Origin of the sequence: Luteibacter sp., from assembly GCF_035539195.1 — a bacterium.
In the GTDB taxonomy this organism is placed as follows: Bacteria; Pseudomonadota; Gammaproteobacteria; order Xanthomonadales; family Rhodanobacteraceae; genus Luteibacter.
The window spans coordinates 283,345-308,052 of record NZ_DATLIW010000040.1; the positions used below are offsets into that span (position 1 = coordinate 283,345).

25 protein-coding genes are annotated in these 24,708 nt (G+C 66.5%); 19 read left to right on the top strand and 6 right to left on the bottom strand.

From position 1 onward, the window contains the following. Positions 1 to 15 precede the first annotated feature (15 nt). On the top strand, positions 16 to 1,323 hold the full coding sequence (locus tag VM621_RS18550) for an amidohydrolase family protein (protein ID WP_325470443.1): 1,308 nt from the start codon (positions 16 to 18) through the stop codon (positions 1,321 to 1,323). On the opposite strand, the gene VM621_RS18555 is transcribed toward VM621_RS18550, so the two are convergent. Together VM621_RS18555 and VM621_RS18560 are read right to left on the bottom strand one after the other, a co-directional pair. Then, positions 1,317 to 1,583 (bottom strand): hypothetical protein, encoded by a 267-nt coding sequence (locus VM621_RS18555; protein ID WP_325470444.1) that lies wholly within the window; start codon positions 1,581 to 1,583, stop codon positions 1,317 to 1,319. The genes VM621_RS18550 and VM621_RS18555 overlap by 7 nt on opposite strands. Before the next feature lie 159 nt (positions 1,584 to 1,742). Continuing rightward, positions 1,743 to 2,735, bottom strand: coding sequence for an oxidoreductase (locus tag VM621_RS18560; protein ID WP_325470445.1), 993 nt, complete (start codon positions 2,733 to 2,735; stop codon positions 1,743 to 1,745). Positions 2,736 to 2,829: 94 nt separating this feature from the next. Between VM621_RS18560 and VM621_RS18565 the strand changes: the two genes are divergently transcribed. From VM621_RS18565 to VM621_RS18595, 7 genes are all read left to right on the top strand, one after another. Further along, entirely contained in the window at positions 2,830 to 3,747 is a 918-nt protein-coding gene (locus VM621_RS18565; RefSeq protein ID WP_325470446.1) for an AraC family transcriptional regulator, read from the top strand. A 193-nt stretch (positions 3,748 to 3,940) separates the two neighbouring features. Further along, positions 3,941 to 4,558: a guanylate kinase gene (gene gmk, locus VM621_RS18570; protein ID WP_325470447.1), complete on the top strand. Its 618-nt coding sequence runs from the start codon at positions 3,941 to 3,943 to the stop codon at positions 4,556 to 4,558. Continuing rightward, on the top strand, positions 4,555 to 5,367 hold the full coding sequence (locus tag VM621_RS18575; RefSeq protein WP_325470448.1) for an ABC transporter ATP-binding protein: 813 nt from the start codon (positions 4,555 to 4,557) through the stop codon (positions 5,365 to 5,367). Before gmk ends, VM621_RS18575 begins: the two co-directional genes overlap by 4 nt. Next, positions 5,364 to 6,134, top strand: a complete 771-nt coding sequence (gene mlaE, locus VM621_RS18580) for a lipid asymmetry maintenance ABC transporter permease subunit MlaE (protein WP_325470449.1) — start codon at positions 5,364 to 5,366, stop codon at positions 6,132 to 6,134. Before VM621_RS18575 ends, mlaE begins: the two co-directional genes overlap by 4 nt. 58 nt (positions 6,135 to 6,192) lie before the next feature. Next, on the top strand, positions 6,193 to 7,068 hold the full coding sequence (gene mlaD / locus VM621_RS18585) for an outer membrane lipid asymmetry maintenance protein MlaD (RefSeq protein ID WP_325470450.1): 876 nt from the start codon (positions 6,193 to 6,195) through the stop codon (positions 7,066 to 7,068). A gap of 22 nt (positions 7,069 to 7,090) precedes the next feature. Beyond that, entirely contained in the window at positions 7,091 to 7,780 is a 690-nt protein-coding gene (locus VM621_RS18590; RefSeq protein WP_325470451.1) for an ABC transporter substrate-binding protein, read from the top strand. Next, on the top strand, positions 7,777 to 8,073 hold the full coding sequence (locus VM621_RS18595; RefSeq protein WP_325470452.1) for an STAS domain-containing protein: 297 nt from the start codon (positions 7,777 to 7,779) through the stop codon (positions 8,071 to 8,073). The genes VM621_RS18590 and VM621_RS18595 overlap by 4 nt, the downstream gene beginning before the upstream one ends. Positions 8,074 to 8,240: 167 nt before the next feature. Here the strand turns inward: VM621_RS18595 and VM621_RS18600 are convergent, their stop codons facing one another. After that, positions 8,241 to 9,068 carry a VacJ family lipoprotein gene (locus tag VM621_RS18600; protein ID WP_325470453.1) on the bottom strand — a complete coding sequence of 276 codons (828 nt, stop codon included), beginning with the start codon at positions 9,066 to 9,068 and terminating at the stop codon, positions 8,241 to 8,243. Between the two features lie 176 nt (positions 9,069 to 9,244). On the opposite strand from VM621_RS18600, the gene rpoZ reads away from it, so the two are divergent. The 4 genes from rpoZ to recG all read left to right on the top strand — a co-directional run bounded on the left by rpoZ (position 9,245) and on the right by recG (position 14,710). Next, on the top strand, positions 9,245 to 9,535 hold the full coding sequence (gene rpoZ / locus VM621_RS18605) for a DNA-directed RNA polymerase subunit omega (RefSeq protein ID WP_046968048.1): 291 nt from the start codon (positions 9,245 to 9,247) through the stop codon (positions 9,533 to 9,535). A gap of 112 nt (positions 9,536 to 9,647) precedes the next feature. Then, on the top strand, positions 9,648 to 11,831 hold the full coding sequence (locus tag VM621_RS18610) for a bifunctional (p)ppGpp synthetase/guanosine-3',5'-bis(diphosphate) 3'-pyrophosphohydrolase (RefSeq protein ID WP_325470454.1): 2,184 nt from the start codon (positions 9,648 to 9,650) through the stop codon (positions 11,829 to 11,831). 365 nt (positions 11,832 to 12,196) lie between these two features. Continuing rightward, on the top strand, positions 12,197 to 12,580 hold the full coding sequence (locus tag VM621_RS18615; protein ID WP_325470455.1) for a RidA family protein: 384 nt from the start codon (positions 12,197 to 12,199) through the stop codon (positions 12,578 to 12,580). A gap of 15 nt (positions 12,581 to 12,595) precedes the next feature. Then, a complete protein-coding gene (gene recG, locus VM621_RS18620) occupies positions 12,596 to 14,710 on the top strand; it encodes an ATP-dependent DNA helicase RecG (RefSeq protein WP_325470456.1) in 2,115 nt (704 codons plus the stop codon). Positions 14,711 to 14,848: 138 nt separating this feature from the next. On the opposite strand, the gene VM621_RS18625 is transcribed toward recG, so the two are convergent. Further along, on the bottom strand, positions 14,849 to 15,823 hold the full coding sequence (locus VM621_RS18625; protein ID WP_414674575.1) for a mitochondrial fission ELM1 family protein: 975 nt from the start codon (positions 15,821 to 15,823) through the stop codon (positions 14,849 to 14,851). A gap of 115 nt (positions 15,824 to 15,938) precedes the next feature. Between VM621_RS18625 and VM621_RS18630 the strand changes: the two genes are divergently transcribed. From VM621_RS18630 to VM621_RS18655, 6 genes are all read left to right on the top strand, one after another. Continuing rightward, a complete protein-coding gene (locus VM621_RS18630) occupies positions 15,939 to 16,532 on the top strand; it encodes a malonic semialdehyde reductase (RefSeq protein WP_325470458.1) in 594 nt (197 codons plus the stop codon). Positions 16,533 to 16,600: 68 nt separating this feature from the next. After that, positions 16,601 to 17,194, top strand: coding sequence for a YceI family protein (locus tag VM621_RS18635; protein WP_325470459.1), 594 nt, complete (start codon positions 16,601 to 16,603; stop codon positions 17,192 to 17,194). A gap of 258 nt (positions 17,195 to 17,452) precedes the next feature. Further along, on the top strand, positions 17,453 to 17,659 hold the full coding sequence (locus VM621_RS18640; RefSeq protein WP_046979305.1) for a zinc-finger domain-containing protein: 207 nt from the start codon (positions 17,453 to 17,455) through the stop codon (positions 17,657 to 17,659). A gap of 88 nt (positions 17,660 to 17,747) precedes the next feature. After that, a complete protein-coding gene (locus VM621_RS18645) occupies positions 17,748 to 18,860 on the top strand; it encodes a glycosyltransferase (protein ID WP_325470460.1) in 1,113 nt (370 codons plus the stop codon). Then, on the top strand, positions 18,857 to 20,134 hold the full coding sequence (locus tag VM621_RS18650) for an O-antigen ligase family protein (protein WP_325470461.1): 1,278 nt from the start codon (positions 18,857 to 18,859) through the stop codon (positions 20,132 to 20,134). The genes VM621_RS18645 and VM621_RS18650 overlap by 4 nt, the downstream gene beginning before the upstream one ends. Beyond that, positions 20,124 to 20,918 carry a glycosyltransferase family 2 protein gene (locus tag VM621_RS18655; protein WP_325470462.1) on the top strand — a complete coding sequence of 265 codons (795 nt, stop codon included), beginning with the start codon at positions 20,124 to 20,126 and terminating at the stop codon, positions 20,916 to 20,918. Before VM621_RS18650 ends, VM621_RS18655 begins: the two co-directional genes overlap by 11 nt. Here the strand turns inward: VM621_RS18655 and VM621_RS18660 are convergent. Together VM621_RS18660 and lpxL are read right to left on the bottom strand one after the other, a co-directional pair. After that, the gene (locus VM621_RS18660; protein ID WP_325470463.1) at positions 20,865 to 21,776 is read right to left on the bottom strand and encodes a VirK/YbjX family protein; all 912 of its coding nucleotides are present in this window, start codon (positions 21,774 to 21,776) and stop codon (positions 20,865 to 20,867) included. The two genes, VM621_RS18655 and VM621_RS18660, sit on opposite strands and share 54 nt — an antisense overlap. A 120-nt stretch (positions 21,777 to 21,896) precedes the next feature. Next, positions 21,897 to 22,814, bottom strand: coding sequence for an LpxL/LpxP family Kdo(2)-lipid IV(A) lauroyl/palmitoleoyl acyltransferase (gene lpxL, locus VM621_RS18665; protein ID WP_325470464.1), 918 nt, complete (start codon positions 22,812 to 22,814; stop codon positions 21,897 to 21,899). 80 nt (positions 22,815 to 22,894) lie between these two features. Between lpxL and waaA the strand changes: the two genes are divergently transcribed. Continuing rightward, a complete protein-coding gene (waaA, locus tag VM621_RS18670; protein ID WP_325470475.1) occupies positions 22,895 to 24,160 on the top strand; it encodes a lipid IV(A) 3-deoxy-D-manno-octulosonic acid transferase in 1,266 nt (421 codons plus the stop codon). Positions 24,161 to 24,708: the final 548 nt, after the last annotated feature.

The window sequence follows — 24,708 nt, forward strand, 5'->3', positions numbered from 1 at the left end:
TCGGGGGGAATGCCAGTGAACCGACGGACACGTTATCGCGCCATCTGCGCCATTGCGGCGACCTGCCTTGCCGCGGGCCATGCGCAGGGTACCAAGGCTGTCGATGGGCCGTTGTTGCTGAAGGCCGATCGCGTGTTCGACGCGCGCAGCGAACAGGTGCATCCCGGATGGGTCGTGCTGGTGCAGGACGGCCTCATCGTCGCGGTCGGCCCGCCAGGCGATGTCGCGGTGCCCGCCGGCGCGCGGGTCGTCGATCTGCCGGGGACGACGTTGTTGCCCGGCCTGATCGATGCGCATTCCCACATTTTCCTGCATCCGTACAACGAAACGCCCTGGAACGAGCAGGTGCTGCAGGAAACCCTGGCTTTCCGCACCGTCGAGGCGGTGAAGCACGCCAACGACACGCTGATGGCCGGCTTCACCGCACTGCGCGACCTGGGCACCGAGGGTGCCGGTTACGCCGACGTCGACGTGCAACGTGCGATCGACAAGGGACTGATTCCCGGGCCGCATCTTTTCGTCGCGACGCGCGCGACGGTCGCCGCGCATTGCTACGGGCCCGGTCCGCTCGGCTTTCGGGACGATCTCGATCTGCCGCAGGGCGCCATTCCAGTGAGTGGGGCCGCGCGGATGCTCGACGCCGTTCGCGACCAGGCTGCCCACGGCGCGGACTGGATCAAGCTCTACGCGGACTACCACTGCGGCAAGGCCAAGGGCTCGACGCCGACCTTGACCGAGGAAGAACTGAAGACGGCCGTCGATGCCGCCCATGCCATGGGGCTGCCCGTGGCCGTGCATTCGACCACGGCCGAGGGCATGCGCCGCTCGGTGCTGGCCGGTGTCGACACCATCGAACACGGCTACGACGGCACGCCGGAAGTCTTCGCGCTGATGAAGCAGCACGGTGTGGCCTACATGCCCACGCTCGAAGCCAGCGCGGCCACCTCGGAGTATTTCGGTGGCTGGAAGCCGGGCGCCCCGCCGACGGAATCCATGCAGAAAGCGGCACACGCATTCAAGCTGGCCATGAATGCCGGCGTGACCATCGGCAACGGCAGCGACGTCGGCGTGTTCACCCACGGCGATAACTACAAGGAACTCGTGTGGATGGTCCGCGACGGCATGTCGCCGGCTCGCGCGCTGCTTGCCGCCACCGCCGTCGACGCGAAGGTGCTGCGCCAACAGGATCGCATCGGTCAGCTGAGGGCGGGGCTCGCCGCCGACATCGTCGCGGTGCCCGGCGACCCGACACAGGACATCGCCACGCTCGCGCATGTCTCCTTCGTCATGAAGGGTGGGGTGATCTACAAATCGCCTCAATAGACGTCCGAGGTCTCCCGACCGCTCGGTTTGGTCTCGATCGGCTCGCGATCCGATTCGTCGCCCTGGTCCGGTCCCGGCTCGCCGTCGGCGAGCGGGACATCGATCAAGTCGCCCGGACGGCGCCCCCAGGTGCCCTCGGCGGTGTCGTAGTAGCCGGGCGACCAATTGTGGCGGCGGGCGTTTTCCATATCGCGCAGCGTGTCGAACCGAACGCGGTAGGGATAGGAATCGAAGGAGCCGTTGGGATTGTCGATGCGCATGGCGATGCCTCGAAGCGCGCAGGAGTCGCGTTCCCGCCCGTCGCGAGTTTCCGCGCGGGCGAGGTTGTCGTTGAGTCGGTTGCTCGCCGCGGATCCCTCACGCGGGGCTGATGAACGATGCGCCGCCACGCATTAACGGCGCGTCGTTTCCGTGATGGATCAGTGTAAAGGCAGCGATACACCGGTAAGTTTTTCGCTCAACGACCACAACTGTTCCACCGCGACGGGATCGATCGCCCAAGGGCGCACGCCGACGTCGCTGCTCACCCTGCCAGGCGTGTTGTCGGCATCGACCAGCACGGGCGACACCTCGACGTCCTCGCAGTAGACGCCGCCCATGCCGTCCAGTTGGGGGCTGGTCGCGCACCAGACACTCGTGGCCGCGCCCTGCGGCACGCTCTTGTAGCCTCGTGCGAGGTCGACGACAGGGCGGCCGTCCTCGTCGATGGCACCACGGGCGCGAAGATCGTCCTCGCTCATGTGCCGGATCAGGTCGGTGATGATCGCGCCCGGATGCACGGCGAAAGCGCGGATGCCATCGGCTTCGCCGCGTGCGTCCACGCCGAGCGCGAAGAGCACGTTGGCGCTCTTCGACTGGCCGTAGGCCACCCAGGGGTCGTACGCGCGGCGTTCGAAGTTGGGATCGTCGAAATCCACGCCGGCAAACCGATGTCCGCGAGACGACACGGAGACCACGCGGGCGCCGTGAGCGCGCCGCAAGGCGGGCCACAGCCGCATCGTCAGTTGAAAATGGCCGAGGTGGTTGGTCGCCAACTGCATTTCATAGCCGCGTGGGTCGCGGGTCAAAGGCATCGCCATGACGCCGGCACTGTTGACCAGGATGTGGAGAGGCTCGCCACCGGCGAGGAAGCGCTCGGCGAACGCATCGATCGAGGCCGGGTCGGCAAGGTCCATCGGCCTGATCTCGACGTCGATGCCGGCGAGGGTCTTCCGGGCCTTGGCCAGGTCGCGCGCGGGGACGATGACGCGGGCCCCGGCGGCGCGGAGCGCGCGGCTGGTCTCGGTGCCGATACCCGAATAACCGCCGGTGACGATCGCGGTCTTTCCGCGGAGGTCGACACCGGCCAGCACCTCGTCCGCGGTGCTGGCCATGCTGAAACCGGAATGGATGGGGGTCTGGACGCTGGGCATGGGGATCTCCTGGTGAGGTCCACACAAGCTTAGGTGGGTGAATCCGAACGATGAATGCTTGAAAGTCCGTCATTCATGCTCAATCGTACGGCGTATGGCTGACGATCCTATTTCCGAAGTGCTGAGGCTGGCCGATGTCGAATCGGTCGTTTCCGGTGGCTTCACCGCGGGTGGCGACTGGGCGATCCGCTTTCCGCCGCCCGACAAGCTGAAGTTCTTCGCCGCGCTGCGCGGCGGGTGCTGGTTGCGCGTGGACGAAGGCGCGACGGTGCGGATGGAGGCGGGCGACATCGTCCTCCTCGTCGCCGAGCGCGGCTTCGTGCTGGCCAGCGACCTCGCCCTGCCGCCGGTCGACGCACGCGAGGTGTTCGCTGGCCGCCCCACGCCCATCGTCGCGCTGGGCGAGGGCGACGACATGCTCCAGATCGGCGGGCACGTGCGGTTGCATCCGACCTACGCGCCGATGCTGCACGACGCCCTGCCGCCGATGATCCATGTGCGCGGATCGGCGCCGGAAGCCGTGACCATGCGCTGGATCCTCGACCGGATGGTTGAGGAAAGTCGTGGCGATCTCCCCGGCTCCGGCATGGCAAGGACCCAGCTCGCCCACCTGTTGTTCGTGCAGATTCTCCGCGCCCACCTGTCGGCGGGTGGCCCGTTACAGGCCGGCTGGCTGCGCGCGGCGGCCGATCCTCGCCTGGGCCTGGCGCTGCGGATGATGCATGGCGAGCCTGGCAAGCCCTGGCGTCTCGACCAGTTGGCCAGCGCGGCGGCGATGTCGCGGACCATCTTTGCCTCGCAGTTCAAGGCGGCGGCGGGCGTGGCGCCTCTGGCCTACCTGGCGCGGTGGCGTATGAGGCTTGCGGAACGCGCCTTGCGTCAGGGCGACGTGCCGGTGGCCGTGCTGGCCAGGGACCTCGGGTACGCGTCCGAAAGCGCCTTCAGTCATGCGTTCAAGCGGATTGTCGGGGTCTCGCCGAGTCGTTATGGGGGTGCGGCCACCTCTGTCTAGAAGGTCCGATTTGAAGGTCCGGGCTTCATGTGGGAGCCGGCTATGCCGGCGACAGGGCTGCGGCTAAGCCGCTCCGTTGGCTTTTCGCCGCTGAAGCGGCTCCCGCATGTAAGACTTCGCTACAATCGCGTTTTGCCCAGCTCGCGATGCCAGCGCCGGGAGACACCATGCACGCCCAAACAGAGACCCGCGGATGATCGACGGCACCCTGTTCGTGGTCGCCGCGCCTTCGGGAGCCGGAAAGTCCACGCTCGTCAATGCGTTACTCGAGCGTGAGCCGGAGATCTCGCTGTCCATCTCGCATACGACGCGGCCGCCGCGCGTGGGTGAGGAATATGGACGCCACTACTTCTTCGTCGAGCGCCCCGACTTCGAGAGCGAAATCGCCGAAGGCATCTTTCTCGAGCATGCGGAGGTCCACGGCAATCTGTATGGCACGTCGCGCACCGTCGTCGAAAGCAAGCTATGCGAGGGTACCGATGTACTCCTCGAGATCGACTGGCAGGGAGCCCGGCAGGTGCGTCAGGGCAAGCCGGACTGCGTAAGCGTGTTCATCCTGCCGCCGTCACGCGCGGAACTGGAACGCCGCCTGCGTGGCCGCGGCTCGGATGCGCCCGACGTGATCGAGCGCCGATTGTTCAACTCGCGCGAGGAAATCGCCCACGCGCACGAATTCGACTACATCATCGTCAACGACCGCTTCGAGGACGCCCTGGCGGACCTCCAGGCGATCGTTCGCGCCGTCCGCCAGCGCACGCCTGCGTCGGCCCGCCGCCACGAGGCGCTGATCGAGGAGCTACTCGCACCATGACCGACGACGCCATCGTCCGCGTACGCGGACTGACCACGGTCCTCAACGGCAAGACCATCTTCGACAATCTCGACCTGGACATCCCGCGCGGAAAAGTCACCGCGATCATGGGTCCCAGCGGTACCGGCAAGACCACCCTGCTCAAGCACATCACCGGGCAGATGCGCGGGGATGCGGGCACGATCGAGGTCGACGGCGAGAACGTGCCCTCGCTCTCGCGCGAAAAACTCTTCGAGCTGCGCGAGCGCATCGGCTACCTGTTCCAGAACTCGGCCCTGCTCACGGACTTCGACGTCTTCGAGAACGTGGCCTTTCCGCTGCGCCAGCACACCGACCTGCCGGAAGAACTGATCCGCAACATCGTGCTCAACAAGCTCGAGGCGGTCGGCCTGCGCGGTGCCGCGCGCCTCGAGCCGACCGAGCTTTCCGGCGGCATGGCCCGGCGCGTCGCGCTGGCCCGGGCGATCGTCTTCGACCCGGCACTGATCCTCTATGACGAGCCCTTCGTCGGTCTCGACCCGATCTCGCTCAACCAGGTCCTGCTGCTCATCCGGACACTGAACCACACCCTGGGCATCACCTCCGTGCTGGTCGCCCATGAACTGGCCGCGGTGCAGAAGGTGGCCGACCACGTTTACCTCATCGCCAACGGCAAGGTCGTCGCGCAGGGTGCGCCGGCCACGCTGGCCAACGATGGCTCGCCCTGGACCGCGCAGTTCTTCGGCGGCCAGATCGACGGCCCGGTTCCATTCCAGTATCCCGCCGGCGACTACGCCACGGCGCTCGGTTTTCCAGGAGGCAAGGCATGACGACGACCAGGAATGACAATGTCGTCGTCCGCAGCCTCACCCAGATCGGGGCCTGCGGCATCTTCCTGCTGACGATCCTCGCGGCCATCCCGCGCAGTTTTCGCTACGGTCGCGAAACCATCCGGCAGATCTGGTTCGTCGGCGCAATGAGCCTGACCATCGTCATGACCTGCGGCCTGTTCGTCGGCATGGTGCTTGGCCTGCAGCTCTATGACGTGCTCTCGATCTTCGGCGGCACCTCGGCCACCGGTACCGTCGTCGCCATCGCGATCTATCGGGAGTTGGGCCCGGTGGTGACCGCGTTGCTGTTCGCCGGCCGCGCCGGCACCTCGGTCACCGCCGAGATCGGCCTGATGCGCGCGACCGACCAGCTCGACGCCATGGAGATGATGGCCGTCGACCCGATCGCCTACGTCATCGCCCCGCGCTTCCTGGCGGGGCTGATCGCGCTGCCCCTGCTGGCCGTGGTGTTCTGCGCCATGGGCGTGTTCGGCGGCCATCTGGTCGGCGTTACCTGGCTGGGCATCGACAACGGCACCTTCTGGTCGAACATGACCGCCACGGTGGACGTCCACAAGGACATCATCGACGGCGTGCTGCTCAAATCCATCGCCTTCGGCATCGTGGTCTCCCTGATCGCGGTGTTCCAGGGCTACACCACGCCGCCCACCAGCGAGGGCGTCGCTTATGCGACGACCCGTACGGTGGTCGCTTCGTCCATCGCCATCCTGGCGCTGGACTTCGTCCTCACCTCGTTCCTGATCTGAGGCACCGGAGACCCGCCATGACCTTCCATTCCTTCTTCACCCGTTCGAGGATCGCGCCGTGACCCAGAGACGTTCCTATGCCTTCGGCACCGGCCTGTTCATCGTGCTCGGCTTTGCCGCTCTCGCGTACCTGGCCACGCAGACCACCTCGGTGGCCAATGCCAGCCAGGGTTCCAGCTATACCGTCCAGACCCACTTCGCCAACATCGGCCAGCTCAAGAACCGCGCGCCGGTGAAGATCGCCGGCGTGCGCGTCGGTTCGGTGCAGGCGATCGACCTCGTCCCCGGCAAGGAGGAAGCCCGGGTCACCCTGTCCATCGACGACCGCCACAAGGACATCCCCGACGATTCCGTGGCCACCATCTTCACCAGTGGCCTGCTCGGCGACCAGTACGTGGGCATCCAGTTCGGTTTGTCCAAGACGCCGGTCAAGGACGGCGGTGAAATCGGCCTGACCCGACCGGCCCAGCAGCTGGAAGAAATGATCGGCAAGTTCTTCGGTGGCGGCAGCGCCCCGGATCGTCTGGGTGGCACGTTCCACGTCACCGGTAACTTCACCAATGTCGGCGCCCTGCAGCCGGGAGCGGCGGTGAAGATGGCGGGCGTCCCTATCGGCAGCGTCGATTCGGTGACGATCAAGCCGGGCAGCAGCGAAGCCACCGTGACCCTTGCGATCGACAAGCGCTACTCCCAGATACCGGATGACTCGGCCGGCGCGGTGTTCACAAGCGGTTTGATCGGCAGCCAGTATGTTGCGATCCAGCCGGGTGGCTCGCCGACCTTCCTCGCCGAGGGCGACGAGCTGATCCTCACCCAATCCGCGCTCCAGCTCGAAGACCTCATCGGCAAGTTCCTCGTGAACGGTTCGCCGAGCGACAACAAATCCGGTGGCGCCCAGGGCGGCACCCAACCCGACAACTCCGGCAAGAAGTAAAGCCGGGCCCAGGAGACATCGCATGTTGCGTCAGCTTTCCCTTGCCATCGCTCTCGCCATGGGTGGCGTCATCGCCGCTCCGGCGTTTGCCCAGGATGCCGCCCCGGCGTCCGCCAACCAGGGTCAGGGTCCCCAGCAGATCGTGCAGACGATCTCCGACGACCTCGCCAAGGCCATCGAAGGTCACCAGGCCGAGCTCAAGAACGATCGCGAGAAGCTGATCGCGGTAATCGACGACACCTTCCTGCCGCACTTCGATATCGACTACGCGTCGATCTTGGTGCTCGGCCAGAATGCCAGCAAGGCCTCGCCGGAGCAGCGCCAGCGATTCGCCAAGGCGTTCTACAACTCGATCACGCACCGTTATGCCGAAGGCCTGCTCAACTACACCCGTGGCCGCGTGAAGGTCCTGCCCTTTACCGGCGACCTCAACAAGAAGCGTACCGTCGTCCGCACGCAGGTCATGCTGGATGACGGCAAGTCGGTCTCGGTCGACTACGCGTTCCGCCAGAGCGCCAGCGGCGACTGGAAGGCGTACGACGTGATCATCGAGGGCATCTCGTACATCTCCAACTACCGCAACCAGGTCGACGCCGAGATCAAGAAGGAAGGCCTCGACAAGCTGACCGCCGATCTCGAAACGAAGGGCGGTGCGGCCATCGACGATATCCAGAAAGATACCGGTGGTGCCAAGGGCGGCGCAGCGAAGTGACGCAGCCGTCGTTCTCGCTGACGACCACGACGCCGGGCAGCCTCGGGCTGTCCGGCGCCTTGACGTTCGCCACGGCAGCCGGTGCACTGGAAACGACCCGGGCCGAACTGGACCGTAGCGGCCAGACCACGCTGGATCTCGGCGGTGTCACCCACGCGGACAGCGCGGGCCTGGCCACGTTGCTGGCCTTGCTGGCTCACGCCCGCACCCAGGGCAAGACGCTCACCGTCACCCGCACGCCGGAAGGCCTGCGCGCACTGGCTCGCGTCTCGGGCGTCGAAAACCTGCTCTGACAGCCGGCTGGGCATGGGTTCACTCGCTTCGCGAGTGCGTGTTATCAGCGGCTGATGCCGCGGCGGGCTGGGACGTGGCGGCGCAGAGCCTTCGGTGCCCGGCATACCGAGCGCCCCCCCTGTAATCCGCGATGAATCAAAAAAAAGGCCCTTGCGGGCCTTTTCTCTTATTCGGGCTTCTGGCCGTTCTGGCGTTCCCACTTGTGCTGCTCGTCGAGCAGCTTGTCGGGATCGAAGCCCTGGTTGTCGTTCAGGCCCTGCATCTGTTCGATGACCGCGTCCGGCGGGTTGCCGTCGTAGATCTGATACAGGCGCTGCTGGCGGTAGGCGTCGCGCATGAACACGTACGGGTCGTAGGCCGACGCCAGGAAGCTCTCGGCATCGATGCCACGCGAGCGCAGGGTCACGAGGTAGAGGGCCGACGGGATGTACTCCTGGCCGTACTCGTAGTGGTTGTTACGCGAGTAATAGCTGAGCGGGTCGAAGAAATAGCTGTCGACCGGCAGGCGCCAGACGTCGCGGACCGTGGTCGGACCGACCAGGGGCAGGACCAGGTAGTCGCCCTCGGGGACGCCCCAACGGGCGAGGGTCACGCCGAAGTCGTTGTCTTCAAGCGGAATACCGAGCAGGCTGGCCGGATCCTTGAAGCCGAGGAAACCGATCGTCAGGTTGACGACGAAACGGCTGGTCGACTGGATGGCCTGCTTCGGGCGGGCCTGAAGCAGGTCGTTGGCCACCGTGATCGGCAGTCGGATATTGGTATAGAAGTCGCTGACCGCCGTGCGCACCGCGGGGGTGGTCACCTTCCGGTAGCCGACAGCGACCGGGCGAATGACCGCCTTGTCGAGCTTGTCGTTGAACGCATACATCTTGCGATTGAAATGCTCGTTCGGATCGTCCGTACGCGGCGGCGCGATATGGCACGCAGCGAGCAGGGCGGTGGCGAACGCAGCCAGCGCAGGTCTGGCGAGCCGGGAGATCGGGTTGGAGTGCATCGGGGCGACTTTGCGGGTGGGGCGATACTTTAGTGTACCGCTTGGTTTTATTATTTGCACTAATACCCGTCCATCCTGGCCAGAACTGCGCATGATACCCCTCCCCTGATTGCCAGCCAACCGGCCGGACCGCTAAACTGCACAACCAGAAGTGTCTTTATTGTCAAGGATTTGAAATGGCCCGTATTACCGTCGAAGACTGCCTAGAGGTAGTCGACAACCGCTTTGAGCTGGTGCTCATGGCGACCAAGCGTGCCCGTCAGCTCTCCAAGGGCGCCGAGCCGACCATCGATCCCGCCAACGACAAGCCGACCGTGCTGGCCCTGCGCGAAATCGCCGACCGTCGCGTCAACGACGAGATGATCGACGAAATCGACCGTGCCGCCCGCGAGCGTGCCGAGCGTGAAGCCCTCGAGTGGGCCGCCACGGAAGTGGACGACGACCTCTCGAAGGGTGGGGATGACTGATGACGCCGGGTCGCTGTCGGCCCTGTCATCAATGGAACACTGCGCATGTTGACGCGCGGCTGCTGAGGCCGCGCGCGGGAGGCTGCGCCGGCTAAAGGCGCGAGACCCTCCCATGGAAGTCGTCCCTGCAAAAAAACTGACCGACGTGGTCGATGATGGATCGGTGCCGCCGTACGTGCAGGCGCTGGAAGACCGTGTGGGCGCCTATCTGCCCCGGGACCAGGTGCTGCGGATCCGTCGTGCCTTCCTGGTCGGAGCCGCCGCGCACGACGGCCAGACCCGTAAATCGGGCGAGCCGTACATCACGCACCCCGTCGCCGTGGCGCAGGTGCTGGCCGAGCTCGGCCTGGATGCCGAGACGATCATCGCCGCGATCCTCCACGACACGCTCGAGGACACCAAGCTCGCGCGCGAGGAACTCGCCGGCGAGTTCGGCGAGACCGTGGCCGAACTCGTCGACGGCGTCACGAAACTCGACAAGATGCGTTTCTCCAGCCGCCAGGAAGCGGACGCCGAAAGCTTTCGCAAGATGCTGCTGGCGATGGCGCGGGATCTTCGCGTCATCCTGATCAAGCTCTCCGATCGCCTGCACAACATGCGCACGCTGGGCGCGAAAGACGGTCCCTCGCGTCGCCGCATCGCGCGCGAAACGCTGGAGATCTACGCGCCTATCGCGCAGCGCCTGGGCATGAACAAGTTCAAGGCGGAACTGCAGGACCTCGGATTCAAGGCGCTGTACCCGGATCGCCATCGCATCATCGGCGAGCGTATCCGTGCCGCGCTGGGCAATCGCCGCGAGGCGATGGCCAAGATCGAGATGGCGCTGGAAGGACGCCTCGCCGCGGAGAAGATTCCCGGCCGTGCGGTTAGCCGCATCAAGTCCGCATGGAGCATCTATTCGAAGATGCGTGGCGAGCACAAGTCGTTTGCCCAGCTCATGGACGTCTACGGTTTCCGCGTCATCACCGACTCCGCGATGCACTGCTACATGGCGCTCGGCGCCGTGCACGGCCTGTATAAGCCGGTCGATGCCCGCTTCAAGGATTTCATCGCCATTCCCAAGGGCAATGGCTACCAGTCGCTGCACACGGTGTTGCTCGGACCCTTCGGCGCGCCCATCGAAATCCAGATCCGCACGTCGGAAATGGAATCGGTGGCGGAGCGCGGTGTCGCCGCGCATTGGGCATACAAGTCCGATTCCGGCCCGGCGAACAGTGCGCAGGCACGCGCCCGCGAATGGCTGTCCGCCCTGGCCGATAGCCAGGCCAATACGCCGTCCGCCGCCGAGTTCCTCGAAAACGTCAAGATCGACCTGTTCCCGGACGAGGTCTATCTGTTTACGCCGCGCGGCGAGATCTTCTCGCTGCCGCGCAATGCCACGGCGCTGGATTTCGCCTACGCGGTGCACACCGACGTGGGCGACCACGCGGTAGCGGCTCGCGTCGACAAGAAGCTGGTGCCGCTGCGCACGCGCCTTATTTCCGGCCAGCAGGTAGAAATCATTACTGCGCCCTCCGCCGTGCCTAACCCGGCTTGGCTGGAAGCGGTCGTCACCGGCAAGGCACGCACGGCGATCCGCCAGTACCTCAAGCACCTGCAGCACGAAGACGCAGTCGACTTCGGTCACCGCATGCTCGATCGCGCTCTCGACGCGCGCGGCCTCAGCCTCGACTCCGTGCCCGCCGCCGCGCTCGATCGTTTCCTCGACGACGCCAAGCTCAAGCGCCTGGAAGAGTTGCTCTCGGAGATCGCGCTGGGCAATCGCTTCGCCGACCAGGTCGCCACGCAGCTCGTCGCCTTGCTCGGACCGCGCGAGGGGAGTCATCCGCAGGCGCCTGCCGAGCACAACGCCGAGAAGATCCGCATCAGTGGTGCGGAGCGTGGCGTGCTCAGCTTCGGCAACTGCTGTCATCCGTTGCCGGGCGACGAGATCGTCGGTTTCCTGTCTTCGGGCAAGGGCATCGTCGTGCACCGGGTGGAATGCCCGAACGTCGTCGAGTTCCGCAAGACCCCCGAGCGCATCGTCGCCATCGAATGGGACCGCGACGTGCAGGGCGATTACCGCGCCGAACTGCGCATCGAAGTCCTCAACCGGCCGGGTGTGCTCGCCACGGTCGCCGCGGCCATCGCCGACGCCGGCTCGAACATCGAGAACGTCGAGTACATCGAACGCGACAGCACGGCCGCCACGCTCCTCTTCGCCATCGAAGTGAAGGATCGCAAGCACCTGGCCGACGTGATGCGTCGCGTCCGCCGCACCGGCGTGGTCAGCGGCGTCTACCGCCACCCGCTGTAAATAAAGCCTGCTTCCCTGTCGGAGCCGATCCATGTGGGAACCTATCCATGTGGGAGCCGATCCATGTGGGAGCCTATCCATGTGGGAACACTATCCATGTAGGAGCCTATCCATGTGGGAGCCGATTCATCGGCGATCCCGCGGCAGCGGGCCAGGTTGCCGCGAGCACCCATTCGCCGCTGAAGCGGCTCCCACATGATTCGGCTCCCATATGATTCGGCTCCCACATGATTCGGCTCCCATATGAAACGGCTCCCGCATGATTCGGCTTCCGCATGATTCGACCCCCCATGAAGCGGCCCCAGGGAGAGTGGGATGCAGGAGCATGCGATAGACTCGGGGAATCATTTTCCCGAGGAAAGTCCATGACCCGCAGCACCATCGCCACCGAGAAGGCACCGTCGGCCATCGGCCCGTATTCCCAGGCCGTTCGCGCAGGTAGCACGGTGTATTTCTCGGGCCAGATTCCGCTCGATCCCGCCACCGGTAATCTCGTGGAGGGCGATATCACCCTGCAGACGCGCCGCGTGTTCGACAACCTCGTCGCCGTGGCCGAAGCCGCCGGCGGCAAGCTGGCGGACATCGTCCGCGTGGGCATCTACGTGACCGACCTGGGTAACTTCGCCGCCGTGAATGCGGTCATGGCCGAATACTTCCAGCAGCCGTACCCGGCACGCTCGACCATCGAAGTCTCGGGTTTGCCCAAGGGCGCTCAGGTCGAAGTCGACGCGATCCTCGTCCTGCCGTAACCCCCGGCACGGCTCGTGGCCCGAAGCGTAGCGACCACGCCGGCGACATCGTCGGCGGACCCCGGACGCGCACCGCTGACGACGCTCGGTGGCGTCGGGCCCGCGCTCGCCGACACGCTGGGCAAGCTCGGCCTGCGCGAGGTGCAGGACCTCTGGTTCCACCTCCCGCTGCGCTACGAAGATCGCACCACGGTCGTGCCCATCGCCGACCTGCGGCCAGGCGACCGTGCGCAGGTCGAAGGCATCGTCGAGCATGTCGAGCGGGGGTTCCGTTTTCGGCCCCAACTCAAGGTAATCATCGGCGACGATACGGGCCGGCCCCTGCTGCTGCGCTTCTTCCACTTCCGCAAGTCGCAGGTGGACCTGCTTGCCAAGGGCACGCGCCTGCTCTGCTTCGGTGAAGTACGGCAGGGCCCGCAAGGCCTCGAGATCGTCCACCCGCAATACCAGCGCATCGAAGCGGACGAACACGTACTCGTCGACGAGCGCCTCACCCCCGTCTACCCGACGACGGAAGGACTCGGCCCACGCCGTCTCGCCAGTGTCATTTCACGCGCGCTCGCCCATCTGCCGACCGACGATCGCCTCGAACTGATTCCCGAGGATATCGGCCGCCCGATGGGCCTGACCTCGCTGCGCGACGCCTTGCTCCATGTGCATCGGCCGCCCCCCGACGTGGACCTGCGGCGGTTGGGCGAGGGCACGCATCCCGCGCAGCAGCGCCTCGCGTTCGAGGAACTGCTCACCCAGCACCTCACCTTGCGACGCATGCGCGCCGCGGTGAAGAAGCGCAAATCTCCCGCGTTGAAGAGCGCCGGCACCTTGCGCGAGAGGCTTCTCGCCGCGCTGCCGTTCGCACTCACCAAGGCGCAGGAGCGCGTGTCGAAGGAAGTAGCACGCGACCTCGCACGGGCGCACCCGATGCTGCGCCTGGTCCAGGGCGACGTGGGCAGTGGCAAGACCGTCGTTGCCGCGCTCGCCGCCGTGGCCGCGATCGAAAGCGGCTACCAGGTCGCCCTGATGGCGCCGACCGAACTGCTGGCCGAACAACACCTGCGCAACTTCCGTGCGTGGCTGGAGCCGCTGGGTCTCGAAGTGGAATGGCTGGCCGGCAAGGTGCAGGGCAAGGCGCGCAAGAGTGCGCTGGCGCGCGCGGCCGGCGGAGCGCACGTGCTGGTAGGTACGCATGCGCTGATGCAGGAGGGCGTCAGCTTCGCCAGGCTAGGCCTGGTCATCGTCGACGAACAGCATCGCTTCGGCGTCCACCAGCGTCTCGCGCTGCGCGACAAGGGCGCGGAGGGCGATCTCATTCCGCACCAGCTGGTGCTTACCGCGACCCCGATCCCACGCACGCTGGCGATGAGTGCCTACGCGGACCTGGATGTCTCCTCGATCGACGAACTGCCGCCGGGACGCACCCCGGTGCAGACCGTCGCCATCTCCAACGAGCGCCGCTACGACGTGATGGAGCGCATCCACGCCGCCTGCATGCAAGGCCGCCAGGTGTATTGGGTATGCACGCTGATCGAAGAGTCCGAGCAGCTGAACGCGCAGGCCGCGGAAGTGGCCCATGCGGAGCTGACCACCGCCATGCCCGATCTCGCTGTCGGTCTGATCCACGGCCGCATGAAGCCAAAGGAAAAGCAGGCGGTGATGGACGCCTTCAAGGCCGGCGAGTTGGCCGTGCTGGTTGCGACCACGGTGATCGAGGTCGGCGTGGACGTACCCAATGCCAGCCTGATGGTGATCGAGAACAGCGAGCGCCTCGGCCTGGCCCAGTTGCACCAGTTGCGCGGTCGTGTCGGGCGCGGTGCCATCGCCTCGAACTGCGTGCTGCTTTACCAGAATCCACTGTCACGGCTGGCGCGCGAACGTCTGCAGGTGATGCGCGAAACCAACGATGGCTTTCGTATCGCGGAGAAGGATCTGGAATTGCGTGGCCCGGGCGAAGTGCTCGGTACCCGTCAGACCGGACAACTGCAGTTCCGCATCGCGGACCTCACGCGCGATGGGCATCTGATGCCCGAGGTGCAACGCGTGGCGGAAGCGATGATGAAAGAGCATCCCGCACGATGCGAGCAGCTCATCGCCCGCTGGGTGGGTGACGCGGCGCGTTACGTCGACGCCTGACGGCGTCCCTTGTGGGAGCCGATTCATCGGCGATCCCGCGATAGCGGGTCAGGGTGCGGCGAGCACCCATCGCCGCTGAAGCGGCTCCCACAAATGACGCGGCTCCTAGAAATGAAGCGGCTCCTACACGGGGCCACTCTACCGGACCATCGGCTCGCCTGGTCCCAGGTGCCGGCGCACTTCAGCGGCGATGGCCGCCGTCTCGCGTAGCGGCGTTTGTGTCGGGGCGGTCGCCGCGTCGATATCGTGCAGCAGCCCCGCGGAGCGCAACGCTTCGTGGAACCGCGCCAGCTTCTCCGGCAGTGGTCGCGAGACGAAGGTATGCACCGGCCGCCCGGTGGCACAGGCTTCGGAAAGCATGTTCACCGAGTCCGGCGTGACCACGAGGCGATCGGCCCAGCCGAGGATGCCAGGGTAGGGATTCGCGCCGTCCGTGCTGTCGAGCCAGACCGCGCCGGGCAAGCCAGCGAATGCCTGACGGATGCGCGCCAGCTGCGCCGCTGGCGTACGCCGCGAAGCAGCCACCAGTACCGACCCGCCATCCATGTGATGCCGTGCCTTCACAGCCGCGAGGAAGGCGGCGGCCGCGTCGTCGTCGAACGGGGTGCCTCGCCTGGCACCGCCGATCAACACGCCGAGCCGGGGCGATGGCAAGTTGGCGAACTGGGCAAATGCATCCCGACCGTCGGCCAGCCAGGCGTCGTCGATGGGATGCAGCGAGCCCAGCGGATTGAGCACATTCTCACCGCGCAGGGTGTCGTGCTTGGGTGCGACGACCAGATCCCAGTGGCCCGGGTCGATGCGTGGGTCCAGGATCTGCACGGCCAGCGTCCTGCCGTCCGACCACTGGCGGATCTGCCGCGTGGCCCAGGCCGCACTGCGGCCACAGCCGATGACCAGATTCGGCCAGGGCGGCAGCAGGCTTTCGTTGTTCCGGCCCAGCGCCATGCGCGATCCCGGCAAGTGCCGCGGTGCGAACCACGACCAGGGCGGGCTCAACTCGACGACAATCTCGCGGATCGACGGCGTGAGCGCTTCGGCCAGCGCCAGGGCCTGCCGCCGATTGCCGGCAGCGCCGTCGGTCACGACCCAGCAGGCATCCTGGGGCGGCATTGTTGTCGAATTTGCCACAGTTCGTTCCCTGGCCGACCGGTCACGGACCGGCTGATGACGCTTACACTGTCGGGATGCCGGGGCCCCGGCGATCCATCACTGTACAAGGATATCCATGAGCGCTCCGTTGTCCGATGCTTCGCTCGACCAGTTGTTCCTGACCGCCCGCACCTACAACGCGTGGCAGCCGAAGGAAGTGACGGACGAGCAGATCCGCCGCTTGTACGAGCTGACCAAGTTCGGCCCCACCTCGGCCAACTCCTCGCCCATGCGCGTCGTGTTCGTGAAGTCGCAGGACGCCAAGCAGCGCCTCAAGCCGTATCTCTCCGAGAGCAACGCCGAGAAGACGATGCTCGCTCCGGTCACCGCGATCGTGGCCACGGACTTCGCCTTCTACGAGCACCTGCCCAAGCTGTTCCCGCACACCGACGCCCGCAGCTGGTTCGTCGGCAACGAGCAACTGGTGCAGACCTCGGCTATTCGCAACGGCACGCTGCAGGGCGCCTACCTGATCATGGCGGCCCGCGCACTCGGCCTCGACTGCGGCCCGATGTCCGGTTTCGACCAGGCCGGTGTGGACGCCGAGTTCTTCGCCGGCACCCAGATCAAGTCCAACTTCCTGGTCAACATCGGCTACGGCGACCCGGACACGAATCTTTTCGGCCGCCTGCCGCGTCTTTCCTTTGACGAGGCGGCACAGATAGCCTGACCCTTCCCGCGGTGACCTTCGGGTCCCGCTGCCATCAGCAGTACCCATCCCACTGCAGGAGATCCACCATGCGCGCTCTTCGTTACGTCGCCCTCGCGGGCCTGCTCGCCACCGCCGGCACCGCCGTCGCCGCTCCGGTCACCTACAAGCTCGACCCGGGTCACACGATGGTGCTGTTCAGCTGGAACCACTTCGGCTTCTCCAACCCCTCGGCCAACCTGAACCAGGTCGACGGCACCCTCGTCTACGACGAAGCCGCCCCGACCAAGGCCACCGTCGAAGTGACCCTGCCGCTCTCCGGCCTCGACACCTTCGTGCCGAAGCTCGACGAGCACCTGAAGTCGGCCGACTTCCTCGACGCCGCCAAGTACCCGACCGTGACCTTCAAGAGCACCAAGGTCACCTCGGCCGGCAAGGACAAGCTGAAGGTCACCGGCGACCTGACCGTGCACGGCGTGACCAAGCCGGTCACCCTCGACGTCACCGTGAACAAGGTCGGCCCGCACCCGATGATGAAGGTCCAGACCGCCGGCTTCGACGCCACGGCCACGATCAAGCGTTCGGATTTCGGCGTCGGCGCCTACGTGCCGAACGTCTCCGACGAGATCAAGATCCGCATCACCACCGAAGCGCACGACGCCTCGGCTGCCGACAAGAAGTAAGCCAGCTCGAAAAGGCTCCACCCGTTGGAACCCGCGCCGGCGACGGCGCGGGTTTTTTTTTTGAGCGTGCAAGCCGGCCAGGCCACCGCCAAGACACAGGCCGGCCAGGCCAGCGATTGTGGGAGCCGATTTATCGGCGATCCCGCGGCAGCGGGCCAGGTAGCCGCAAGCACTCATCGCCGCTGAAGCGGCTCCCCCATGTCCTCTTTTGCTACCATCGCAGACCCCAGTTCCACGGCCTTGTCCGGAGTTTCCCCCATGCATGCCAATCCCGCGGCCGCCAAGCTGATCCCGGCCAATGCCGAGAATCGTTACGAAGTGACCAAGGCCGACCTTCCGCTGTCCTGCCCGATGCCCGGCATGTACCTGTGGAACTCGCATCCCAAGGTCTACCTGCCCATCGTCGACGACGGCGGCACCTCGAAGTGCCCGTATTGCGGCGCCAACTACGTGCTCAAAGACTGAACGGCCCCGCGCGGGCATGCTTCCTGCATTGCCTGTGACACCCATCCTCTCCGGACCGCCCATGGCCACCGTCTTTCCAGATCGGACGATGACCGTCGTACAGCTCATCCCCGCCCTTCACTCGGGTGGTGCCGAGCGTTCGACCCTGGAAATTGCCAGGGCGCTCGTGGCTGCCGGACACCGTTCGGTCGTCGTCTCCGCCGGCGGCCGGCTCGTCGCCCAGCTCGAGGCCGAGGGTAGCGAGCATGTCACCCTGCCGATCGGCGACAAGTCGCTGGGCACGTTGTTCACCGTCGGCAAGCTTCGGCGCATCCTGCGCGAGGTGAAGCCCGACATCGTCCATGCCCGGTCGCGCCTGCCGGCATGGATCGGCTGGTGGGCCATGCGCGGCGTGAAACCCCGCCCGCACTTCGTCACCACGGTGCACGGGCTGAATTCGCCGGGGCGCTACAGCGCCATCCTGCTGCGCGGCGAGCGCGTCATCGTGGTTTCGCAGACCTTGCGCGACTACGTCCTGCGCCACTACCCCGACGACATCGACACCACGCGCATCGCCGTCATCCCGCGCGGCATCGATACCGACGCCTTCCCGTACGGCTACCGGCCCGACGACACCTGGCAGCGCGCCTTCTTCGAGGCCTACCCGCAGCTGGCCGGGGCGCCGCTACTGACCCTCCCCGGGCGCGGTACGCGCCTGAAGGGGCACGCGGATGCCATCGAATTGCTCGCCGACCTCAATCACCGGGCGATCGACGCGCGCCTGCTCCTGCTTGGCGCCGATGAGCCCGGCCGTGAGGCCTATGTGGCCGAACTGCGCAAGCTCATCCATGAGCGCGGCCTCGACGACAAGGTGGTGATCTCGCCGGCCCGCGACGACGTCCGTGATGTCTTCGCCATGTCGGCGCTCATCCTGCAGCTGTCTGTGCGCCCCGAGTCGTTCGGACGGACCGTGGTCGAAGCGCTGGCGCTGTGCCGTCCGGTCATGGGCTACGCGCACGGCGGTGTCGGCGAGCTCCTGGCCGAGCTCTATCCAGCCGGTCGCGTGCCCCTGGGCGATCGCGAAAAGCTGGTCGAGCGCGCCGCCGAGCTGCTCCGTTTCGCCCCGCCGATCCCGCCGCCGCGCAGCTACCGACTCGTCGACATGCAGGAAGCGACACTCTCGCTCTACGCCGACGTTCTCCAGGGTGCGTCCGCCGCGTGAGCCACGGCATCGCCCGTTCGATCAAGGTCGGCCTCGCCTCGCCCCTGCTGCCGATCTGGCTGGTGCCCGCGCTGCTGCCGTTCGGGCGCAGCGCCGAGCTGGGCGTTTTCCTCTGCCTGGTCGGTACGGTCCTCCTGCTGGTGCGCGAACCGCGGGCGGTACGTCATCACCCGGGGGCGAGGCTGTTCCTGTGGCTGTTCGCCGCCTACGCGGGCGCCGCCCTGGTCTCGGCGGTCGGTGCGGTGGCACCGGCGAAGACCTGGCTGACCGTGGCGGGGATCCTGCGGTTCGCACCGCTGGGCGTTTACACCTGCTTCGCGATGCGCCGGCCGGGCAAGGTGAGGGCGCTCTATCTCGCCACCGCCGTGGTGGTCGCCGTCTGGGTCGTCGATGCCTGGGTCCAGGCCCTCACCGGTTACGGGCTGGCCGGCACGTCGAATGTCGAGCGTCTCTCGGGCATCTTCGGCGCCGCCAACCTCAAGCTCGGTCCGGCGCTTTCCGCCCTGGCGCCCTTCCTGCTCTGGGGTGCCCGCGAGCGCTGGGGCCGCCGTGGCCTGGTCATCGCTTTCCTCCTGGCACTGGGCCCTGTCCTGCTTTCCGGCTCGCGTGCCTCATGGCTTTGCTATGGGCTCGTCGCCCTGGGCTTTCTCTGGAACGAAGCGAAGACCCTGCGTAGGTTTGCCCTGGCCTGTGCCGCCGCCGGCGTGACGCTTGCCCTGGTCGCCTTGCTGGCGTGGCAGGTCTCGCCGCGCTTCCGCGATCGTGTATCGCACACCTTGCCGGCACTTTCCGGCACCAGCGCGGGCGTGGACGCGGCACTGACCGGCCGACTCGATATCTGGACGACCTCGTTGCGCATCTTCGCGGCCCACCCGGTGAACGGCGTCGGCGTGCGTGGTTTCCGCTACGCTTACCCTGCCTCGGCACATCCCGGCGACCACTTCCTGACCGTCGAGAAATGCGCGGACGGCGAGGGCGCCTGCCACGCGCACCAGGTCGTGCTGGAAGTGGCCACCGAGACGGGGATCGTCGGATTGCTCGCCTGGCTCGCGGCAGTCGTCCTGGCCGTGCGCACATGGTGGCGCGCCGGCGTCGAGGCACGCTACCGGGCGTTTCCCGCCACGCTGTCCCTCGTCGTCATCCTCTTTCCGCTGAACACGCACATGGCTTTCTACTCGGCCTGGTGGGGGTTACTCGCCGCATGGCTCGTGTCGGTATGGTGCGCCGCGCTGTTCGCCGACCTGCCCGACGGAGAGCCGCGCGATGGCACATGAGCCGCTGTCCGTCGTCGTCACGACGTTCAACAACGCCGACACGATCGAGACCTGCCTGGCTTCTGTCCGCTTCGCCGACGATATCCTCGTGCTGGACTCCGGCTCGACCGACACGACGCGCGACATCGCCGTGCGTCTCGGCGCACGCGTCCACGTGCAGGCGTTCGCCGGCTATAGCGCGCAGAAGCAGGCAGCGATCGACCTGGCGACACACCGCTGGGTTCTCCTGCTGGATTCGGACGAAGCCTTGCCGGCCACGGCGGCGGATCGCGTGCGTAGCGCACTGGATTCGCCGGAGGTCGCGGGCTTCGAGATGCTTCGGCGCGAATGGGTCTTCTGGCGCTGGCAGGCGGAACGCGCGCGGCTGAATCACTATGTGCGCCTGTTCGATCGCACCCGTGCCCGCATGAGTGGTCATGAAGTGCACGAGAGCGTGATCGTCGACGGCCCGGTGCGCCGCCTGGATGCGGTGATCGACCATTACGGCGAACGGGACATCGAGGGGCGTGTCGACAAGGCCAATCGCTATTCGTCGCTGCAGGTAAGCGATCGGCATACGCGTAAGCCACGCTACCTGCGTGCCCGCATGGTGATCTATCCCACCGTCGCCTTCCTTCGTTACTACCTGTGGCGCGGCCACTGGCGCGGCGGCTGGGCTGGCTTCGTCGCCGCCCGGGTGCACGCGTTCTACGCGTTCCTCAAGTACGCGAAACTCTATGAGCTTCGCGTGTCAGGCCGCCTGGGAAACGGTGGCACGCGGCGCGTCGAAGGCGGCGACGAGTAGGTCGCAGGCTTCGTGACGCAGGGCTTCGCGACGGCGGAACTCGCTGCGCCGCTTGCTCTCCACCATCGACTCGCAACGCAGCGGTTCCTGCACGGACATCGCGTAGAAACCCTGCGAGTCGGCCACGCCGCCGTTCTCCTGCCAGAAGGCATCGTAGTCGGCGTTGATCTTCTTCCGGCCGGCGAACGGGTGCGCCGCGTTGCCGATGCCGAGGATGCGTTCCGCGCCCATGGCCCCGGCAAGCGAACGGACCATCGACAGAAGCAGGTTCTTCGGACGCAGTCCGTGGCACTGGCGTGTCAGGTCGCGGATGACATCGCGACCCGCGTGGTTGGCGGCGCCTTGCAGGCAGCCGATGATCACCGTGCGGCCCTCGTCGACGAAGGAGATGGTCGCGTAGGAGAGCTGCAATGCTCGATCGTCGACCAGCGAAATGTTCAGTTCGCCCTCGCGGGAACGAACCGCCGGCGCCTTCAACACAATGCTGAGGCCGCTGCCGTCGCGCAGGATGAGCCGGCCAAGAACCAGCTCCCGTGTCCGGTAAAGGTGATCGAACAACGGTCGCGGAAAACGGCCCAGGGCGAACACGTAGTGTTCGTGGGTCGCTGCCAGGCGTTGGCGCATCGACCAACGGCGGTTCATGTAGCGATGCTGGTAGCGCTCGATCAGCGTGACGTCGACAGACGTCAGGCCGGCCATGCCCGGCGCATCGAGGAAGGCCAGCCACGCGCCATGCCGACGCCAGTGCAGCAGCGAGCGCGCCACGTACGTCGCCACGGCACGGAAGCCATGCGAGCGCGAGCTGTGCCATTCGGCCCGGCCGCGCAGCGAGCGCGCGAAGCGGAGGAGCGACTGCATGGAGAAGGTCCGTCCAGGGGGAGACGACCTTCTTTTACGCGCGCAATTTTTCGCGCGGCTTTCGTCGTCGCTGACGGGAAATTGCTGTCTAGGCCTGTAGTTGCTTACATTTGGCTGAGGTCAGTAGATCTTCGGCTCGCCCGGCGGCCGTGTCTTGAATCGCTTGTGGACCCACAGGTATTGCTCGGGTGCCTCGCGCGCCATGTACTCGATCTGCTTGTTGACCAGCGCCGTGTCCCGCTCCGGATCGTCGCTCGGAAAATCCGCAAGCGGTGCGCCCAGTCGCATGACATAGCCGGAGTCGTCCGGCAGGCGACGGTGATAGAACGGAATCACCAGCGCACCGGAAAGGCGGGCGAGATGGTGTGTCGCGGTGATCGTCGCGGCACTGACCCCGAAGAACGGCACGAAGACATTGTCCTTGCTGCGCATGTCCTGGTCGGGGGCATACCAGAGGGTGCCGCCCTTCTTCAGGTAACGCACGGTGCCACGGATATCGTCCTTGTCGAACATGGCATCGGCATAGTGCAGGCGCGAGCGCAGCACCGCGAACTCGAAGACGTCCGAATCCATACGCCGGTACATGCCCGCGATGCGGATGCGCGAGGAGACCAGCCGCGCACTCAGTTCGAGATGCGAGAAATGCCCACCGACGAGCAGGACGCCGCGGCCCGCGGCCCTTGCCGCCTCCAGGTGCTCGAGGCCGTCGACGGTGACCGGCACCTTCGCAATGGCGCGATCGGAGCCCATCCAGCCGAGCGCGAACTCCGCCAGCATCATGCCGACGTCGCACAGGTTGGCGCGAACGAGGGCTTTCCGGGCGGCTTCGTCCAGCTCGGGAAAGCACAGCGCGATATTGGTCGCGGCGATACGGCGGCGCTCGGGATTCAGGTGCAGGGCAAGCCGGCCGGCCAGGCGTCCCAGCCGCATCAGCGTGCGAAAGGGCAGGTGCGCGAGTAGCCAGATGAAGCCGACGCCGATCCACGCGGGCCAGTGGCGGGGCGCAAGCAGGCGCGGGGTGAGGGAGGGGCGGGGCATTCCAGGCATGTCCCGCCATTGTAGCGAATGGGGGCGGCTATACTGACCGGTCACCGGAAAGTCCAGGGGACCGCGTGCTGCTGCGTCTGATCTACAACTGCGCCATGTATCTGTTCACGCCGCTGGTGATGCTTCGCCTGATGGCGCGTGGCATGCGGTACGGCGACTACCACGTGCGCTGGCGCGAGCGCTTCGGCCGCTTCCCGTTGCCGCGGCTGCATGGCTGCCTCTGGGTACACGCGGTGTCGGTCGGCGAGGTCAACGCCGCCGAGCCGCTGGTCAAGGCGCTGATGGAGGCCTACCCCGAGGCACCCATGCTGGTGACGACGGTGACCCCCACCGGCTCCGAGCGTGTCCGCCAGTTGTTCGGCAACCGCGTCCACAGTGTCTACCTGCCATACGACCTGCCGTTCGCGGTGCGCAGCTTCCTGCGCAATACGCGCCCGCGCCTGGCCGTGATCGTCGAGACGGAGATCTGGCCGAACCTCTACTTCGCCTGCCGCCGGCATGGCATTCCGCTGTTGATCGCGAACGCCCGGCTCTCGGAGCGGTCGCTACGCGGCTATGCGCGGATGAGTTCGCTGGTCAAGCGCGCGCTCCGCTGCGTAAGCCACATCGCGGCGCAGTCGCGAACGGATGCGGCGCGCTACCGTCTTCTCGGCGCCGAGCCAAGCCAGCTCACCGTCTGCGGCAACCTGAAGTTCGACATGCCGGTTCCCGACGATGCACTGATAGCCGGCAAGGCGATGCGCGAGGCCTGGGGCACCGGCCGCCCGGTGTGGATCGCGGCAAGCACCCACGAAGGCGAGGAGATGAGTGTCCTGGAGGCACATCTGGACGTGATGCGCCGCTTGCCGGATGCCTTGTTGCTGATCGCACCGCGCCACCCGGAGCGCTTCAAGGCGGTCGAGGCTTCGGTACGCAGCCTCGGTTTCCAGGTGGGCACGCGCAGCGCCGACGGCGTGCCCGGCCACGGCACCCAGTGTTTCGTCATCGACTCGATGGGCGAGCTGCTGCGTTTCTTCGCCGCCTGCGATGTCGCCTTCGTCGGCGGCAGCCTGGTTTCGATCGGCGGCCACAACGTGCTCGAGCCCGCGGCACTGTCCAAGCCCGTCTTGGTCGGCCCCTACACGTTCAACTTCGAAGAGATCACCCAGGCCCTGCTGGACGAGCACGGCGGCCAGCGCGTCGCCAATGGCGGGGAGCTCGGCGAGCAGGTCCTCTCCCTCCTGCGTGACCGCGATCGCCGCGAGTCCATGGGCACCGCCGCCCGCCATGTTTTCGACAGCGAGCGGGGTTCCGTCGGCAAGGTGATGAAGCTGGTGGATCGGTTGCTTCAGGAGTAGCGCTCTTTTTGCGGGCTCGCCTGCGGCCTCGCATTGTTCGGCTCGCGTTGCGTCGCAAGAGCCGGCGGGTGCCACCCTCGGGGCCCCGTCTGCGGCGACCCGCGTCGGAAGGGCCGCGTGCCGCGGCCGTGTACTTATTGCCCTGCGGGCCGGGTCGGGCTCCGACTGGGGGCGCCTTTATTGTGGGAGCCGCTTCAGCGGCGATGGGTGCTTGCCGCACCCTGGCCCGCTGCCGCGGGATCGCCGCTGAAGCGGCTCCCACAACATCGCCGATGAATCGGCTCCCACAACATCGTCCTCGTGACGTCGAGGGGCAGCCCCTATCGCGTCGAACGAAGACCCACCAGCAGCGAGCGTTGCGCTCGACCCCACGAAACCTCAGTACTCGGAAGAGCCGGCGGGTCTCGCCCTCGGGGCGATTAGCGCAGGCGAGGGCTCCGACCGGACAAGGCCCGAAGGGGGCCGACCGGGATGGTCGGCCGTTTCCGTATAAGGCAGGAAGCCGATTCGGAAACCCCCGGGCGGAGCCCGACCCGGCCCGTAGGGCA